Source organism: Gordonia aichiensis NBRC 108223 (assembly GCF_000332975.1).
GTDB lineage: Bacteria > Actinomycetota > Actinomycetes > Mycobacteriales > Mycobacteriaceae > Gordonia > Gordonia aichiensis.
Map to the genome: position 1 here is coordinate 1 of NZ_BANR01000028.1, position 16,845 is coordinate 16,845.

Sequence of the window (16,845 nt, forward strand, 5' to 3'; positions counted from 1 at the left end):
CGGTGATGGGTGTGGTGGTGCCGGGGATGGTGTGCCAGCGTTCGTTGGCGGCGGTGGCCCAGCGGCCGAGTGTGCCGAGTCGGTCTGTTCCGGGGAACTTGCCGATCCATGTGCTTTGGGTGATGTGTGGTCCGGCGCGTGTGTCGAGTGCGACGTTGAGTCGGGTGGAGTCTTGGACGAGGACCAGGAGGCGGGTCATGCCGAGGGTGGGGTTGGCGACGATGGGGTCGGTGATGCGGACTGGTTGGTTGGTGGGGGTGTTGAGGATGTCGCGGGCTTGGTGGAGTTCGAGATCGGCGTAGGTGTGTTCGGCGGTGTCGGCGAGGGTGTGGGCGGCGTCGGGGTCGGTGCGGATCCAGCGGGCCAGGCACCACCAGCTGCTGATGGGTTGGCCGAGAACGGGTCCGGTGTCGTGATTCTCTGGTGCTGCGAACTGGCCACCCCGAAGAAACCAGTCGGGTGCGCCGGCGATGTGGGGCCAGAGCCAGTGTTGGAGGCTGGTGGCCAGTGCCTGCAGGGTGTGGGGTGCGGGGGTGTGGAGGGTGCCGTCTGGGTTGGTGGGGACGAATTCTTGGCGGCAGCTGCGGTCGGTGTTGGTGACGGCGTCGGTGAGGGTGCGGGCCAGGGTGAGGCGTTGGGTGTCGGTGGTGTTGGCGGTGGTGGTCAGGGTGGTGAGGGCGGTGGCGGCAGTGTCGTCGTCGGTGTTGCCGGAGAGCCAGGATCGTACGGCGCGTATGGGGTTGACGGTCTGACCGTCGATGGTCAAAGTGCCGGTGAGGAACTGTTCGGCCGCAGCAGCATTGGTGATGTGTGTGGCAGTGGTGTCTCTGCTACCGGAATCTGTTGTGCCACTACAGGCGGTTATCAAGCCAACAATCGTAAGCGAAACTACAATAAACGGCGTAAGTGCGTGGGCTCTGCTATTCGTCATTGACCGACTGTCCTACACCTTCGGCTATTCGTTCGTCCACGCCCCACGGTCGGTTGTGGAAGTATTTCCAATCGTCGCCAAACTTCTGCTCCAGAAACTGTTGAAAGTTACTCTGGTCAAGGTTTGTGGTTCCGTCTGGATTCGAGAACTGTGCGTCGGGCCATTGCTTCTTGATCGCGGCGACCCAACGCCCGGCCCGACCGTCTGTAGTATCGTCGGGATCTCCTTCGGAGATTGTTGAGGGTGTGATGCGATCTAGGGCATCAATCAGTTCTTGTGTCGACTGCTGGTTGGTCTCCAGCTCCTTCACGTACTTATCAATATCCGATTCTGCGAACGCGGCGTAGCCCTTCTTGCCGCTGCCATACGCGACGCTGCCGAGGGTCTTCAGTGCCGAAGCCGCGGTAACCGTGTTCGACTTGAGCCCGCCGAGGCCGCTGAGTCCCGTGACAGCGCCAATGAACTTCTCTTTCTTTTGTATCGACGAGAAGTCGCGCAAATGCGACTTGGCATCATCAAGCAGTTCTTGGTATCGCCCTTCCTTGGAAGTGCCCAATGCCGCAACGAACGTGGCGTTGAGCCCCGCATAGCGATTGCCGAGTTCGTCGAGGGCGGCGCGGTCGCTTGGATTGTTGACAAACGCTTCGGCGGTTTGCGAATCGATCTGTGCGAGTCGGTTCTGCATACTGCCAGCAAAGATGATCGCATCCTCCGCGCTACCGCGCGTCGAAAACTGCATGAGACGTGCCAGTGATTCGGTGCTCACGCCATATCCTTGAAGCCAACTCGGAGCTTGCGCGGCGCCCGGCGCTGCCACTGTCAAGGAGTTTAGGTTTTGCCCGAGCGGTAGCCCGAGTTTCCCGGTGTTACCGAAATTCAGATAGGGAACCGCAGCCAGCGTGGTGTCGCCCACTACTCGTGCGAGCGCGGGGTTGTTGCGCACGGCGTTTTCGGCGACTTCCGACAGCGACTTATTCGTGGCGTCACTCTTCTTCGCGCCAAGAATGCTGTTCATTGCCGCAAATCCGGCGAACCCTTGCTTCTGAACTTCTGGATCAGGGCTTTCCAACGCTGGACCGATCCAGTTCAATGTTGATGCGAAAGCTTCGCCGTTCGGGTCGTTAGGCCAGTCGAATTGGGCGACCCGCTCCAAGTCCTTCTTGTCGATACCGGGGATGCCGCCTGCCCAGAGCGCCTGCGAGGCCTTCTGATTGCGCGCTCCAAGCGTCATCAGGGCCGGAAGTTGCTTGACCATCTCAGGATCAGGAGCGTGAGTGTGAGTGACAGCTGGTGGTCCACTCGACCATGAATAGTCTTCTTTGTGCGCGATGGGGTCACTGGACACCTGGAGTAGATCGCGTGCGAGTTGCTCTCCCGGCTGAAGTTGGGGGTCGACGTGACCATATATCCGTGTCCCGAAAGAAAGCCGCTGGTTGACCAGGGGTTTGTCCTTCGCCCCCGTGCCGACGAACTGTGGGCGCAGACTCTCAGGCACACCTTGGGAACCGAACTGATCGCCGTAATCGTGATTGGATGCCAGCGTGGCCGCATTGCCCAGCGTGGTCAGCGACGCTGTGTCGCCGTTGTTGAGGTAGCTGGCAACAGCGTGGTCTACACCGCCGGATGAAGCCGAATCGAGTGCCGCGAGGAATGTCGTGATGTACGTCTGATCCGGCGCCGATACTGTGCCCCCGGGTTGCGTTGCTGCGGCAGTGGCGCGATCAACAGTCTGAGTCGTGCGCGGAGGGACGGCGTTACCTGCGTTGACCTGGACCGCGTCGTCATGAGCCTGTCGAGACGCCTCCGCGACCGCTGGATCAGCAGATCCAGGGCCACCGGGAGTTTGTTCGTCAGCGGGGGGCGGGGTCTTGTTGTCGACAAGCGTGATTGTCGGCGCGCTCGATGGCTGTGGGGCAGAATGATCGGTCCCCGATGCAGAGGTCGCGATCGCAGAGCCTCTGACAGTGACGCCTGCGAAAGCGGATACCGGCGCGGGATTCTCAGCAGCTGGCTGCTGTCCCCGGCCGGCTGACAGGATCTCGGGCGGCACAATGTCGGGGATGTATTCGCCACCCCCGCTCGTCGGTGGCGCTTGCCGCTGGGGGGATTGCTGACCAGGTGGTGTCTGCGGGGCAGTGGACTGCGGACGTGAGGTTTGTGTGGCAACCTGCGTGCTGAAGTCAGCCTGCCGTGACGGTTGCGGCGCTGCGGACGGTTGCGGGCCGGGTACCGGGGAGAGGTCGCTCGACATGTCGATGCCCCCATCGTCGAGTGGGCTATGCGAGAGCCCACGCTGCTCGTCACTCGTTGTCGCTTTGCCACTCTAATAGACGGTCAAAGACGAGTCTCTCGGCACCTGTCATGAATACTGAACCGCATGGTCATCGGCATCGTTGCGGCGCTCCTCGCAGCATTCGCATACGGCACGGCGTCGGTTCTGCAGGCCCGTGGTGCGCAGAGCGTCGACGACGACTCGGACGGCGCCGCACCATCGTTGCGTTCGACGATCACCGCCATGCTCACGGTGTCGTTCCTGCTCGGCCTGGCGCTCGACGGACTCGGTTTCGCCGGAAACCTGGTCGCCGACAGGCTCATTCCGCTGTTCCTCGCGCAGCCCATCGTGAGCGCGAATCTGGTGGTCACGGCGGTGCTCGCGACCATTGTTCTCGACGCGCGGCTCAGCCGCCGCGAGTGGACGGCCGTCGGCGTGGTGGTAGTCGCGCTGATCGTGCTCGGTATCGGAGCGGGAGATGAGGGACACCGTGATCACACCTGGCTTCATTGGGCATTGCTCGGTGTCGGAGTCGGCCTGTTCGCGGTGGTCACCGCGGCGACGAGAGTGATTCCGAAGGGGGTCGCGGTGATCGCGGGCCTCGGCGGTGGTGCGCTGTTCGGTCTGATGGCTGTCGCCATCCGGATCCTCGATGGCGTCGACCCTTTCGACGTCGGCGCGATACTGGCCGATCCCGCCGCCTACGCTGTGGTGATCTGCGGAGTCGGCGGCTTCTATCTGTTCACCGTCGCATTGCAGACCGGGGCGGTCAGTGCCGCGGCGGCATCAATCGTCGTCGGAGAGACCGTGGTTCCCGGCGCACTGGGGATTGCGCTCCTCGGCGACACCACGCGTCCGGGGTGGGAAGTGGTCACGGTGATCGCGTTCGGCGCTGCTGTCATCGGCGCGATCGTCGTCGCGACGTCGTCAGCGGTCGAAGCGACAGAGTCCATAGGTTGACCATCACAGCAAACATCCACCTCGTCTGTGCGTGCCCACCTTCGGCACTGCCAAAGGTGAACTGACACAGACGAGGTGGATGGTCGGGTTCGAGAGCCGATCAGACGGTCGTGGTGCTCGCGGTCACTTCGACGCGGTGGGCGTCGCGGAGATTGTCGACGGCGGCCTCGATCTCGGTCGCGCGCTGCTGGCTGTCCCACCCGCAGATTTCTGCCATGGCGTCGCCGAGTTCGGTGAGCACCGCCGCGGTCACGTCGCCGACGAACGCCAGATCCGTACGGCGCAGCAGGATGTCGCTGATGTGCACGGCCTGCTCGGCCTCGACCATGTAGCGCAGTTCGGCCGTCGAGAGTCCGCTGGCGGGCAGCGGGGTGTCGGGTCCAGTGGAGATCGCGTCAATGACCTCGCTCGCGCGGGTCCCGTATCGGGTGAGCAACTGATCCGCGCGCTCGGCCGGTACGTCGCCGCGTCGGCTGGCCACCCATGCTCGACGCTGCGCGTCCGTGGTCGGGTAGTCGCGACCGCCGCCGATGGGCAGGCCGACAGTGGAGACCTGACGGGCCGCGCCGAGTATCTCCATGATTCGGTCGGACAGCTGCTCGCCGAGGGCACGGAACGTGGTCCACTTGCCGCCCACCAGGCTGAGCACCGGCACCGAAACACCCGGTAGCTGCGTGCGTTCGACGTTGTAGTCGCGCGAGACGAAGCCGGGCGTCGTGTCGTCGTGGCGCGGCAGTGGGCGAATACCGGAGAAGGAATAGACGATGTCGTCGCGTGACACGGCGATGTCGGGGAACACGTGCTTGATCAGATCGAAGAAGTACTCGATCTCGTCGTCGGTGCAGCGCGTCGGTGTACTCGGGTCGGCGTCGATGTCGGTGGTGCCCACCAGGACCCGGTCCTTGAGTGGATAGATGAGCACGATACGACCGTCGGAGTGCTCGAAGAAGATCTCGCGGCCGCGGGTGGCCTCGACGAGATCGGGGTGATCGAGCACGATGTGAGAACCCTTGGTGCCGCCCATGTAGCGGGTGTCGCCGCCGAGCGCGTCGTTGGTGAGGTCGGTCCACGGGCCGCTGGCGTTGACGATGACCTCGGCGGAGACGGTGAACTGCTTTCCGCTGATGCGATCGGCCAGCAGCACATCGCCGTCGCGAACGGCGATCGCCTCGACGTGGTTGACAGCGCGAGCGTGCGGCCCGGTGGCCAGTCCGTCCTTGAGGACGTCGAGTGCCAGGCGCTCGGGATCATGCACCGAGGCGTCGAAGTAGGTTGCGGTGTAGCGGATTCCGGAGTTGAGGCGCGGCATGTCGGCGCGGGCCTTGTTGCCGATGCGGAACTTGTGCCGCGGCACGCGCCGCTTTCCGGCGCCGGAGAAGGCGTCGTACATCACCAGTCCGGCCTTGATCAACGCGGCGCCGCGCTCGTTGGGCTTCCCGGTGTTGTGGGTGAGGAACCGTCTCGGAGCGTTGAGGATTCCGCTGAACGTCGAGAAGATCGGGACCGTCGTCTCGAGGGGTTTGACGTAGTGCGGTGCGATCTCCAGCAGTCCGTTGCGCTCGTGCACCGACTCACGGACAAGGCGGAACTCGCCGTTCTCGAGGTAGCGGATTCCGCCGTGGATCATGTGACTCGACGCCGACGACGCGCCGCTGACCCAGTCGTCGCGCTCGACGAGCACGACGTCGATGCCCTGCAGGGCGAGGTCTCGGAAGGTCGAGATGCCGTTGATGCCGCCACCGATGACGAGGACCTGCGCCGACGGGCGCTCGGTGAGCGCGGTGACGCCTGGCCGCACCGGTGCGGTCGATGTGGTGTTTTCGGTCATGATTCCATCCTGTAGGTCACTGCACATACGCGCAATACTTCTGCACGTATGTGCACGGTCGGATTGTGCTGGTAGAACGTGTGGGGTGGAACGACTCGCGGCCGACGACCCGAAGCGCACCGCTCTCGCCGTGCGCGCGGCGCATCTGTACTACATGCAAGACCTCGACATGGCCGCCATCGGTCGCGAACTCGGTATGAGTCGCTCGTCGGTGTCTCGGTTGCTGAGCTTCGCCCGCGCGACCGGCCTCGTCGACATCACGATCCATGCCCCAGCAGGCAGAACCGGTGAGATCGCCGACGAGTTCGGACGGCGCTTCGGTGTCACCGCATCGGTGGTGCCGACGACCGCGCAGATGTCGGATTCGGACAGACTCGAGCGGGTCGGTCAGGAGGCCGCACGATGGCTCGGTCGGGCGCTGGCAGCCAATACAACGCTCGGCATCGCCTGGGGTGCCACGGTCAGCGTCGTCAGCAGGCATGTGGTGCCCAAGGAGTTGTGGAATACGCAGATCGTGCAACTCAACGGCGCTGGAAACCCGACGAGTTCGGGTATCGACTACGCCAGCGAGATCCTGCGACGCTTCGCCACAGCGTATTCGGCTCGCGTGGAACAGTTTCCGGTGCCGGCATTCTTCGACGACCCGCGAACGAAGGTGGCCCTGTGGCACGAGCGAAGCACGAGACGGGTTCTCGACGTCCAGCAGACGATGGACGTTGCGCTCTTCGGTCTCGGTGCCCCCGACGCCGACGTGCCCAGTCACGTCTACACCGGCGGCTACCTCGAGCCCGCTGACTTCGCGTCGCTGCGGTCCGAGCGAGTCGTCGGGGACGTCGCGACGATGTTCTACAGACATGACGGCAGCGACTCCGGTATCGAACTGAACAAGCGGTCGTCGGGCCCTGATCTCGCGGTGATCCGCGCAGTGCCCCGACGTATCTGTGTGGTGTCGGGAGAGTCCAAAGCGGCTGCGACGGAAGGCGCTTTCGCTGCCGGACTCATCACCGACATCGTGCTCGACGAGAACCTCGCCCGGCTGCTCATCCATCGCGACACCCAGCGCAGGTAGTCGGCAGCCGGGCTCGGCCATCTCAGTCCACGTCCACCCAGTCGAGGGTGCGCTCGACGGCTTTACGCCACTGCGCGTAGCCGGCCTCGCGCTGTTTCTCGTCCCATTCGGGCTCCCACCGGCGTGCCTCGTTCCAGTTCTCGCGCAGTTCGTCGGTGTTCTTCCAGAATCCGACGGCCAGCCCGGCCGCGTACGCCGCACCGAGCGCGGTGGTCTCGGCCACGACGGGGCGCGAGACCGGCACACCGAGCACGTCTGCCTGGATCTGCATACACAGTTCGTTGGCCGTGACACCGCCGTCGACCTTCAGAACATCAAGCGTGACACCGGAGTCGGCGGTCATCGCCTCGGTGACGTCGCGCGTCTGGTAGCAGATGGACTCCAGCGTGGCCCTCGCCAGGTGGGCGTTCGTGTTGAACCGGGAGAGTCCGACGATCGCGCCGCGGGCGTCCGAACGCCAGTAGGGGGCGAACAGTCCGGAGAACGCAGGCACGAAGTAGACGCCGCCATTGTCCTCGACCTGGCGGGCGAGAGCTTCCGACTGTGAAGCGCCACTGATGATTCCGAGCTGATCGCGGAGCCATTGGACCGCCGAACCGGTGACCGCGATGGAGCCCTCGAGTGCGTACACGGGCTTGTCGTCGCCGAGCTGGTATGCGACCGTCGTGAGGAGGCCGGACGTCGACCGCACGATGTCGGTGCCGGTGTTGAGCAGCATGAAATTGCCTGTGCCGTAGGTGTTCTTCGCTTCGCCCGGCGCAAAGCACACCTGTCCGACGGTCGCTGCCTGCTGATCGCCGAGTACACCGGTGATCGGGACCTCACCCGCGAGCGGGCCGGTGGAATCGGTGACGCCGAACGCCTTGGGGCTCGACGAGGGCAGGATGTCGGGCAGCATCGCGCGGGGTATGTCGAAAAGCGACAACAGTTCGTCGTCCCAGTCGAGCGTCTCGAGGTTCATCAACATGGTTCGGCTCGCGTTGGTGACGTCGGTGACGTGCTCGCCGCCGCGGTATCCGCCGGTGAGGTGCCAGGTGAGCCAGGTGTCGGTGGTCCCGAAGATGGCGTCGCCGCGTTCTGCCGCCTCGCGGACGCCCGGCACGTTCTCCAGAATCCATTGGATCTTGCCGCCGGCGAAGTAGGTGGCAGGCGGAAGTCCGGCCTTGTGACGGATGGTGTCGCCATGGCCGTTTCGTTCCAGCGCGCTGGCGATCTTGTCGGTGCGAGTGTCCTGCCACACGATCGCGTTGTAGTACGGGCGCCCCGTACGACGGTCCCAGACCACGGAGGTCTCGCGCTGATTGGTGATGCCGAGCGCAGCGAGGTCGGTCGACGAGAGTCCTGCCTTGCCGAGCGCGGTCTGGATGACCGCCGATGTCCGCTCCCAGATCTCGACGGGATTGTGTTCCACCCACCCGGCGCGGGGCAGGATCTGCTCGTGCTCGAGTTGATGGCGGGCCACCTCGTTGCCGGAGTGGTCGAAGATCATGAATCGCGTGCTGGTGGTTCCCTGGTCGACGGAACCGACGAAATCTGGCATGGAACTGTTCTCTCGTTCTTGATGCGTCAGTGGACGCGGGGATGGGGGTGTGCGGTTGTTGTCGTGATCAGTGTCTCGCGCCGACGTGCTCGGAATCGGTTGGTTCGCTGACACCGATCTCCTGGCTGTCGTCGGACTCCGACGGCAGGAATCGCTCGATGCCGAACACGAAGATCGCTCCGCCGAGGATGCCGCCGATGATGGGCGCCACGATGGGGACCCAGAAGTACAACTCGGGACCGTTCGCCGAGAACATCGCGTCGCCGTAGCCGGTGACCAGCGATGCCAGCCGAGGACCGAAATCGCGGGCCGGGTTGATGGCATAGCCGGCGTTGGTGCCCCAGGCCATACCGATCGCGACGACCAGGATGCCGATGATGAGCGGTGCCATGTTGCCCAACGGCGGATTGTTCACGGCGTTGGTCAGCGCGAAGATCACTGCGACCAGGATCGCGGTGCCGATGATCTGGTCGATGAATGCCGTGGTCATCGACACGCCGGCGCCGGGAGACGTCGAGAAGATGCCCTGTGTGGCCTTGGTGTGATCGGGGTCGATGGCCCTGATCTGGTCCGAGTACGCGTATCGCACGATGAGCGCCCCGATGAACGCTCCGACGAACTGGGCGCCGATGAACGGCAGCACCTTGCGTCGATCGAAGCCCTTGAAGACAGCGAGCGCGATGGTGACAGCGGGATTGAGGTGCGCGCCGCTGAGCCGGCCCGCAACGTAGACGCCGAGCGCGACGCCGAAGCCCCAGGCGAACGCGATCGAGTTGTGGTCACCGCCGTCCAACGCCTTGGGGAACCCGCCGCCGATGACCTGGGCCACCACACCGCATCCGAAGAGAATGAGGATCATCGTGCCCAGACATTCCGCGGAGAGTTCACCCACCAGGGGGATTTTCTTCGTCATGGTTTCACTCCTTTGTGACCGGCTCGACGCCTCGGGGGTGATCGGTACCTGCCGGATGGAGGAAAAAGTAGGCCGGGAGTGTGACCCAGATCAATGAATGCCGTTCGACAATGTCGAACGGTCGTCGCCCGTGTACGAGGGTGCAGCGTGTAGACGGTCGTAGAGTCGTTGTGACGAGCAACGACGCATCTCGCGGGGAGGAGGCCTGGGTGCCGGGGCCCATACAGTCGATTCAACGTGCCGCCGCTGCCCTCGATCTCCTCGAGCGCAGTCCGCGGCCGCTGTCGCTGCGGGAGATCGCGACCGAGTTGGGCCTCCCCAAAGCGACAGCCCACGGAATCCTGGGCACCCTGGTCGACATCGGCTACGTCGACCAGGCAGACGACGGGTCCTATCTGGCCGCTGCACACCACGGCGGCGGGGCGTCGAATCTCGATGGCAACGTGCTGCGGTCGGCGGCCATGGGTTGGTGCGACACCCTTGCATCGATGCTCGACCTGCAGGTCTGGCTAGAGGTACTCGAGCTCGACGCCGCCGTCGTTGTCCACCATGTATTCCGGCCGGACGATTCGCCTCAGCGGATGCGGGTCGGTGAGCGTCTGCCGCTGCACGCATCGGCCGGGGGAAAGCTGCTGCTCGCCTACTCGCAGAATCGGAACCGGTTGTTGCGCAACATGGTTCTCGACAGGTTCACCGCAGAAACCGTCGTCTCGCGAACCGACCTCGCCTCCGAGATCGCGACTGTACGGCAGTCGGGCCTGGCCACCGAGTACGGCGAGTACGAACGTGGCAGTGCTGCCCTGGCGGTACCCGTGCGCGGACGCAGGCCGGGCGAGATCGGCGCGCTCGTTGTCGTCGGTCCGCCGTCGTCGATCTTTCGGTCGGGCACGTTGCCCCGCAATCCGGTGATCGATCAGATGCGGCAGACCGCGACGTCGATCGACCGCGAGTTGGGTGTGGTGCGATGAGTAGGTCGACCGACGAAGCGAAGGTGGTCGCCGCCATCGACGTCGGGACGACTTCGTCACGCTGCATGCTCTTCGATCGGCACGGCCGCATGGTGTCGATTGCCCAGCTCGAGCAGAAGCAGTCGTTCCCGCGGCCGGGCTGGGTGGAGCAGAATGCTCACGAGTTGTGGGTCAACGTGCAGAAGGTGGTCCCCAAGGCGCTCGCACTCGCCGGCCGCACTCCGTCGGATGTTGCGGCACTCGGGGTTGCCAATCAACGCGAGACGACTGTCATCTGGGATCGACGTACCGGGCGACCACTCGCACCGGCCATCACCTGGCAGGACACCAGGACCGGACCGATGGTCGATCAACTCGGTGAGCACGCGAGCGAGATCCGGGACGTCACAGGGCTTGATCCCGCGACCTACTTTGCCGCTCCGCGTCTGCGATGGCTGCTCGACAACATCGGTGGTGCCGAAGCCGCAGCCCAATACGGTCACGTGCTGTTCGGGACGTTGGAGACGTGGCTGATCTGGAACCTGACCGGTGGCCCGAAGGGCGGTATCCACATCACCGACGTCACCAACGCCAGTCGCACACTGCTTCTCGACCTGCGGCGGCGTGACTGGAGTTCACGGATGCTTCGCCTCCTCGACATCCCCGAGGCGACGATGCCCCGCGTCGTCGGAAGTAGCGAGGTGTACGCCACGTGCGCCCGCGTCCTACCGGGCGTGCCGATCGCCAGTGCGCTCGGAGATCAGCAGGCGGCACTGTTCGGCCAGACGTGCTTCGATCCCGGCGACGTCAAATGCACCTATGGGACAGGCGCTTTCGTGCTGATGAATGTGGGTACCTCGATCGTCGCCTCGGCACGCGGCCTGGTCCCGACCATCGCCTACGCCCTACCGGGGGAGGCGCCCGTGTACGCGTTGGAAGGTCCCATCGCCATGACCGGGTCGCTCGTCGGCTGGTGCCGGGACCAACTCGGCCTCATCGATTCTGCACCGGAGATCGAGACACTCGCGCGTACCGTCGACGACAACGGTGGCTGCTATGTGGTGCCAGCGTTCTCCGGACTGTATGCACCGCACTGGAATTCCGAAGCACGCGGAATTGTCACCGGACTCACCTCGTACGTGACCAAGGGACATCTGGCGCGAGCGGTGCTCGAGGCAACCGCGTGGCAGACAGCCGACGTCGTCGAAGCGATGCGCGACGTTGCGGGTATCGAACTACAGCGGTTGGCTGTCGACGGCGGAATGACGGCCAACAACCTGCTGATGCAACATGTGGCCGACGTCCTCGATGTTCCCGTCGTCAGGCCTTTCGTCTCGGAGACGGTGTCACTGGGTGCTGCCTACGCGGCCGGTCTCGCGGTGGGGTATTGGGACGACCTCGATTCCCTGCGGGAGAACCGCCACGTCGCAGCATCGTGGACGCCCACGATGGACCCGCAGCGTCGCCGACGCGAAGCCGCCGGGTGGCAGGCGGCGGTGCGCCGCGCCCTCGTCGACGTCTGACCGTCGAGACCCGATCGATATGCGCCGATGCCAGGCGCATTGCGGATCTCGTGGCGAACCTTCGACAAAGCGGCTACCGTCGAAACCGAGGTTCCTCTTCGCGTGACCGGGACGGACGAACGACGTCCCGGAAGAATAGTTGTCTCGGTATCAGCGACTTGGCCGATGCCGGGATTCCCGCATGGTCTTATAACGCATGGTCTTACGACGCATGGTCTTACGACGCATGGTCATACGAAATCCGCGCGTGCCCAAGTGAAATGAGGAAGCCTTGTCCGAGTCATTCTTTGGTAGCGACCCATTCAGCAACGACGCTTTCGGCGATATCTTCAACAGGTTCTTCGGCAGCAGCGGTACCCGCCCACAGGTGCAGCGCGTCGACGTCAACAGGTTGTTCAGTGACGACACCAAACGACTCGTCTCGGTGGCCGCACAGGCCGCCGTCGAGTGGGGTAACGCCGAGATCACCCCTGAACATCTGCTGTACGGGGCAACCCAGGTTGAGCCGTCGCGTTCGATCATCGAACAGACCGGACTCGACCCGGAAACCGTGGCCTCACAGATGCAGGCGATCTCGTCGGTCGACGGCGGTGCAGCCGGTGACGAAAGCCCTGGTCTGAGCCCGGCGTCGCGGCAGGCGTTGCGCAATGCCCAGCAGCAGGCAGCGCGTGCGAATGTGGGCTATGTGGGTCCCGAACACGTGTTGCTCGGAATCGCGATGCTGCCCTCGGACATCCCCGCGGCCAGGGTGCTGAAGGGTGGGGCGGGAATCGACGAGGGGCGCAAGGCCGATGCTGCCAAGCCCGCCCAGACCGACACCCCGACTCTCGACGAGTACGGCCGCGACCTGACCGAGGAGGCCAGAGAGGGCAACGTCGACCCGGTGGTCGGCCGCAATGACGAGATCGAGGAGACCATCGAGATTCTCTCGCGGCGTCGTAAGAACAACCCGGTGCTCATCGGCGATCCTGGCGTCGGCAAGACGGCCATCGTCGAGGGCCTTGCGCAGCGGATCGTCAACGGCGACGTACCGTCGACGCTCGCCGGACGACGCGTGATCGCGCTCGACATGAGTTCGATGGTCGCGGGCGCCAAGTACCGCGGCGAGTTCGAGGAGCGGCTGACCAAGGTGCTCGACGAGGTGCGGGAGCACTCCGATGAACTCGTACTCTTCATCGACGAGTTGCACACCATCGTCGGAGCCGGTTCGGGCGGCGAGGGGTCGATGGACGCGGGCAACATGCTCAAGCCCGCGCTGGCCCGCGGTGAACTGCACACCATCGGTGCGACGACGATCGACGAGTACCGCAAGTACATCGAGAAGGATGCTGCGCTGGAGCGTCGTTTCCAGCCGGTGATGATCTCCGAGCCGTCCGTCGACGATACGATCCAGATCCTCGAAGGTCTTGCCGACGTGTACGAGGAACACCACCAGGTGCGGTACACAAAGGAATCTCTGGTTGCCGCAGCCGAATTGACGGATCGGTATGTCACCGACCGCTTCATGCCCGACAAGGCGATCGATGTGATCGACCAGGCCGGGGCCCGGGTTCGGTTGCGTACCAAGACTCCCGACCCCGAGACCCGCGAATCCCAGGAGGAGATCGCGCGACTCGAACGTGAGAAGGAGTCGGCCGTCGCCAACGAGGACTACGAACGCGCGAACCAGCTCAAGACCGAGATCGACGAGAAGCGGACCGAAGCGGGTGTGGAGGGTCGCTCGCCGACACCCGAGGTGACCGTCATGGATATTGCTGAGGTGGTGTCACGTCAGACCGGGATCCCCGTGTCTGAGTTGACCACCGAAGAGCGCGAGAAGCTCCTCGGTCTTGAGAATACATTGCACGACAGGGTGATCGGGCAGGACAAGGCCGTCACCGCTGTCGCCGAGGCGGTGCGTCGGGCGCGGGCGGGGCTGTCGGATCCCAACCGGCCCATCGGATCGTTCCTGTTCCTCGGGCCGACCGGCGTCGGCAAGACTGAGCTCGCAAAGGCGCTTGCGGCAGCGGTCTTCGGCGACGAGGATCGCATGATCCGCTTCGACATGAGTGAGTTCCAGGAGAAGCACAACGTCGCCCGGCTCGTCGGCGCTCCACCCGGATACGTCGGTTACGACGATGCCGGACAGCTGACCGACAAGGTTCGTCGCCAGCCGTATTCGGTGATCCTGTTCGACGAGATCGAAAAGGCACACCCGGATGTGTTCAACGTGCTGTTGCAGCTACTCGACGACGGACGGGTGACCGACGGACAGGGCCGCACAGTCGACTTCAAGAACACCCTCGTGATCATGACGAGCAACATCGGTTCGGACCTCATCCTCAACGCCCCCGACGGCGACGTGGAGAAGGTGGTACCCGACGTGATGGACCTGCTGCGTCAACGGTTCCGGCCGGAGTTCCTCAACCGCATCGACGAGACCGTCGTCTTCGACCGGCTCGACAAGGCGCAATTGCGCCAGATCGTCGATCTCACGCTCGACGGGACCCGCCGTATGCTCAAGTCGCAGAGCATCGGACTCGAGGTCACCGACGCAGCCAAGGATCAACTCGCCGAAGAGGGTTACCAGCCGGAGTTCGGTGCGCGCCCACTGCGCAGGCTGATTCAGAAGCAACTCGACAACGAATTGTCCAACCTTGTGCTCAAGGGTGCCGTCGAACCGGGTGACACCGTGGTCGTCGACGCCGGCGAGCCGAGACTGACTCTCTCGATCGAGAAGAACACCGCTGCCGAGAAACGTGCGGACGAGCTCGCCGAGGCTCCGGCCGACTCCGCAACGAACACTGCTGCCGATTCCCAACAACCCGCCGCATCCGGTGCGGCTCAGGAGAACTGACACACGTGAACTCACGCAACCGCAAGACACGCGATGCGATCCTCGGTCACCCGGCGCCCCGCGACGTCGAATGGACGCAGTTCATCAACATGTGGGAGGACGTCGCCGACGACGTCGAGCAGGAGCACGGTGACCGTTTGTCGGTGTCGCTCAACGGGCATCGTGAGGTCTTCCACCGGCCGCACAACGGGCGTGTCTCGATCGAGGACATCGAGCGTGCTCGCCATCTCCTCGCTTCGACGCCGAAGGATCAGGGTGAGGGTTCGCTCGCGGTGGTCACCGTCGACGCCAAGGGGGCCCGCATACTGACCTTCGAGCTCGACGAGACGAAGGTGACCGACTCCAGCGAGAAGGTGCGCGACAAGCAATCGGTGGCGCGGCATCTGCGGACCGTCGAACGGCAGACCGGCCGCGACGACGAGAACGAACTCGATGCCTTCTTCACAGAACTCTCCGGTGCGATCAAGCTCGATCTCGGCGACAGGTCTTTTGTCCTGCTCGGGCACGGCAAGGGCAAAGCCGACGTGGCGGAGCAGTTCACGAAGTGGCTGGCCGAGCATGACAAGTCGGTGTATGACCGTGTTCTCGGCGTCGCCGCCATCGATCTGTCGGCTGCGACGGACTCCGACATCGAGCAGCGGGCCCTCGAGGTGACGCGCGGAGGAGCCGTCTGACGGACGGTTTCGGGACAATGCCCTGCGTGCAGCCGAGCGCTGGTCTAGTTTGAGCGGGTGCGCAGAGCAGATGTGACTCATCGGTCGGGGGGCCTGCGGGTGGCGTTCGGCGTCATCGCCATGTGTGTGGCGCTGTTCGGTGTATCGGCCGGCGTGTCGTCCGCGGCCCCTCCGGCACAGTCGATATCACCGAGCCCTGCTGCGGCGCCACGCGTTCTGCCCACTGATGATCCGTTCTACACCCCGCGGGTTCCGATCGGCGGGTTGGCGCCCGGCGCGGTGATCGGCTCGAGGGTTGTGGCGCTCGGTACGAACGGTACGAGTCTTCCCGCCACCGGAACCCAGCTGCTCTATCGCACCACCGACGCCTTCGGGGCGCCGTCGTCGACGGTCACCACGATCATCTCGCCGCCTGGCGCAGGTCGTGGCACCCCGCGACGCATGATCTCCTACCACGAGTTCTACGACGCGCTCGGCAGCCAGTGCGATCCGTCGTACACACTGCGCGGCGGCAGGTCGTCTGCCGGCGCCGTCGACACGACGATGATCGCGACCATGGTGGCCGCGGGTTACACCGTGGTGGTTCCCGATTACGAGGGCCCCAATCTGAGGTGGACGATCGGCAAGGAGTCGGCGCACGCGGCGCTCGACGGGATCCGCGCGGCTCAACGGTTCTTGCGCATATCTGCGTCGACGCCCGTCGGCTTGTATGGCTACTCGGGCGGGTCCATCCCCACCGGCTTCGGGGCAGAACTCGCGCCGTCGTATGCGCCAGAACTGAATCTGATCGGTGCAACCGCCGGTGGGGTATTGGTGAACCCCCGCAACAACCTGGCCTACGTGAACGGCGCCCCGCGGTGGTCTGCGGTCATCCCGGCGCTGATGAGCGTGTACGACGACATCTACGACCTCGGCATCGAGAAATTCCTGTCACCCAAGGGCACCCAGGTTCTCTCGGATATCCGTGGCGAATGCATCAACGACTTCCTGGGTAAGTATCCCAACCTCACGGATTCGTCCCTGCTGTTGCCGCAGTATCCGTCGCTGCTGGACGTGCCGGGCATTCCCGCTGCGATGAGCAAGAACGTGATGGGTACCGTCGGTACCCCTCGGGCACCGATGATGCTCGGCGCCGGTGACGCCGACGGGCGCGGTGACGGCGTGATGCTCACCGCTGACGTGGTCGGATTGGCTCACACCTATTGCACGCGTGGACTGCCGGCCGCGGTGCACGTCTATCACGGACTCACGCACGCCGAAGCTCTCGTGCCCTGGACCGGCGACGCGCTGGCCTATCTCAACGACCGGTTCGCCGGGCGACCCACACATCGGTGCTGAGCGGCACGCCGACC

The 16,845-nt window shown here is 64.4% G+C and carries 12 protein-coding genes; 7 read left to right on the forward strand and 5 right to left on the reverse strand.

Annotation, left to right across the window (positions count from 1 at the left end; genetic code table 11):
* Positions 1-868 (reverse strand): hypothetical protein (locus GOACH_RS19880; protein WP_157227874.1); only part of this gene is annotated, 868 nt, incomplete at its 3' end.
* A gap of 52 nt (positions 869-920) precedes the next feature.
* Positions 921-3,182 carry a hypothetical protein gene (locus GOACH_RS19885; RefSeq protein WP_005178817.1) on the reverse strand — a complete coding sequence of 754 codons (2,262 nt, stop codon included), beginning with the start codon at positions 3,180-3,182 and terminating at the stop codon, positions 921-923.
* 126 nt (positions 3,183-3,308) lie between these two features.
* Here GOACH_RS19885 and GOACH_RS19890 point away from each other — a divergent pair, with 126 nt between their 5' ends.
* Positions 3,309-4,163, forward strand: coding sequence for a DMT family transporter (locus GOACH_RS19890; RefSeq protein ID WP_005178830.1), 855 nt, complete (start codon positions 3,309-3,311; stop codon positions 4,161-4,163).
* Positions 4,164-4,263: 100 nt separating this feature from the next.
* On the opposite strand, the gene GOACH_RS19895 is transcribed toward GOACH_RS19890, so the two are convergent.
* Entirely contained in the window at positions 4,264-5,991 is a 1,728-nt protein-coding gene (locus GOACH_RS19895) for a glycerol-3-phosphate dehydrogenase/oxidase (protein WP_005178833.1), read from the reverse strand.
* A gap of 85 nt (positions 5,992-6,076) precedes the next feature.
* On the opposite strand from GOACH_RS19895, the gene GOACH_RS19900 reads away from it, so the two are divergent.
* Positions 6,077-7,060, forward strand: a complete 984-nt coding sequence (locus GOACH_RS19900) for a sugar-binding transcriptional regulator (protein WP_005178837.1) — start codon at positions 6,077-6,079, stop codon at positions 7,058-7,060.
* Between the two features lie 22 nt (positions 7,061-7,082).
* On the opposite strand, the gene glpK (GOACH_RS19905) is transcribed toward GOACH_RS19900, so the two are convergent.
* Together glpK (GOACH_RS19905) and GOACH_RS19910 are read right to left on the reverse strand one after the other, a co-directional pair.
* On the reverse strand, positions 7,083-8,600 hold the full coding sequence (gene glpK, locus GOACH_RS19905; protein WP_005178846.1) for a glycerol kinase GlpK: 1,518 nt from the start codon (positions 8,598-8,600) through the stop codon (positions 7,083-7,085).
* A 67-nt stretch (positions 8,601-8,667) separates the two neighbouring features.
* A complete protein-coding gene (locus GOACH_RS19910) occupies positions 8,668-9,513 on the reverse strand; it encodes an MIP/aquaporin family protein (RefSeq protein WP_005178849.1) in 846 nt (281 codons plus the stop codon).
* 209 nt (positions 9,514-9,722) lie between these two features.
* Between GOACH_RS19910 and GOACH_RS19920 the strand changes: the two genes are divergently transcribed.
* The 5 genes from GOACH_RS19920 (at position 9,723) to GOACH_RS19940 (ending at position 16,831) form a co-directional block, all read left to right on the forward strand.
* On the forward strand, positions 9,723-10,481 hold the full coding sequence (locus tag GOACH_RS19920; RefSeq protein WP_005178852.1) for an IclR family transcriptional regulator: 759 nt from the start codon (positions 9,723-9,725) through the stop codon (positions 10,479-10,481).
* Positions 10,478-11,983, forward strand: coding sequence for a glycerol kinase GlpK (gene glpK, locus GOACH_RS19925; RefSeq protein WP_005178854.1), 1,506 nt, complete (start codon positions 10,478-10,480; stop codon positions 11,981-11,983). Before GOACH_RS19920 ends, glpK (GOACH_RS19925) begins: the two co-directional genes overlap by 4 nt.
* A gap of 271 nt (positions 11,984-12,254) precedes the next feature.
* The gene (locus GOACH_RS19930) at positions 12,255-14,819 is read left to right on the forward strand and encodes an ATP-dependent Clp protease ATP-binding subunit (RefSeq protein ID WP_005178856.1); all 2,565 of its coding nucleotides are present in this window, start codon (positions 12,255-12,257) and stop codon (positions 14,817-14,819) included.
* A gap of 5 nt (positions 14,820-14,824) precedes the next feature.
* Complete coding sequence (locus GOACH_RS19935; protein ID WP_005178857.1) at positions 14,825-15,493, forward strand: hypothetical protein; 669 nt, start codon at positions 14,825-14,827, stop codon at positions 15,491-15,493.
* 120 nt (positions 15,494-15,613) lie between these two features.
* A complete protein-coding gene (locus GOACH_RS19940; RefSeq protein WP_040519269.1) occupies positions 15,614-16,831 on the forward strand; it encodes a lipase family protein in 1,218 nt (405 codons plus the stop codon).
* The last annotated feature ends 14 nt before the right edge of the window (positions 16,832-16,845 follow it).

Coding starts and splice junctions, on each gene's coding strand:
- GOACH_RS19885 (WP_005178817.1), bottom strand. CDS start 3,182: ATGTCGAGCGACCTCTCCCCGGTACCCGGCCCGCAACCGTCCGCAGCG.
- GOACH_RS19890 (WP_005178830.1), top strand. CDS start 3,309: ATGGTCATCGGCATCGTTGCGGCGCTCCTCGCAGCATTCGCATACGGC.
- GOACH_RS19895 (WP_005178833.1), bottom strand. CDS start 5,991: ATGACCGAAAACACCACATCGACCGCACCGGTGCGGCCAGGCGTCACC.
- glpK (WP_005178846.1), bottom strand. CDS start 8,600: ATGCCAGATTTCGTCGGTTCCGTCGACCAGGGAACCACCAGCACGCGA.
- GOACH_RS19910 (WP_005178849.1), bottom strand. CDS start 9,513: ATGACGAAGAAAATCCCCCTGGTGGGTGAACTCTCCGCGGAATGTCTG.
- glpK (WP_005178854.1), top strand. CDS start 10,478: ATGAGTAGGTCGACCGACGAAGCGAAGGTGGTCGCCGCCATCGACGTC.
- GOACH_RS19940 (WP_040519269.1), top strand. CDS start 15,614: ATGTGTGTGGCGCTGTTCGGTGTATCGGCCGGCGTGTCGTCCGCGGCC.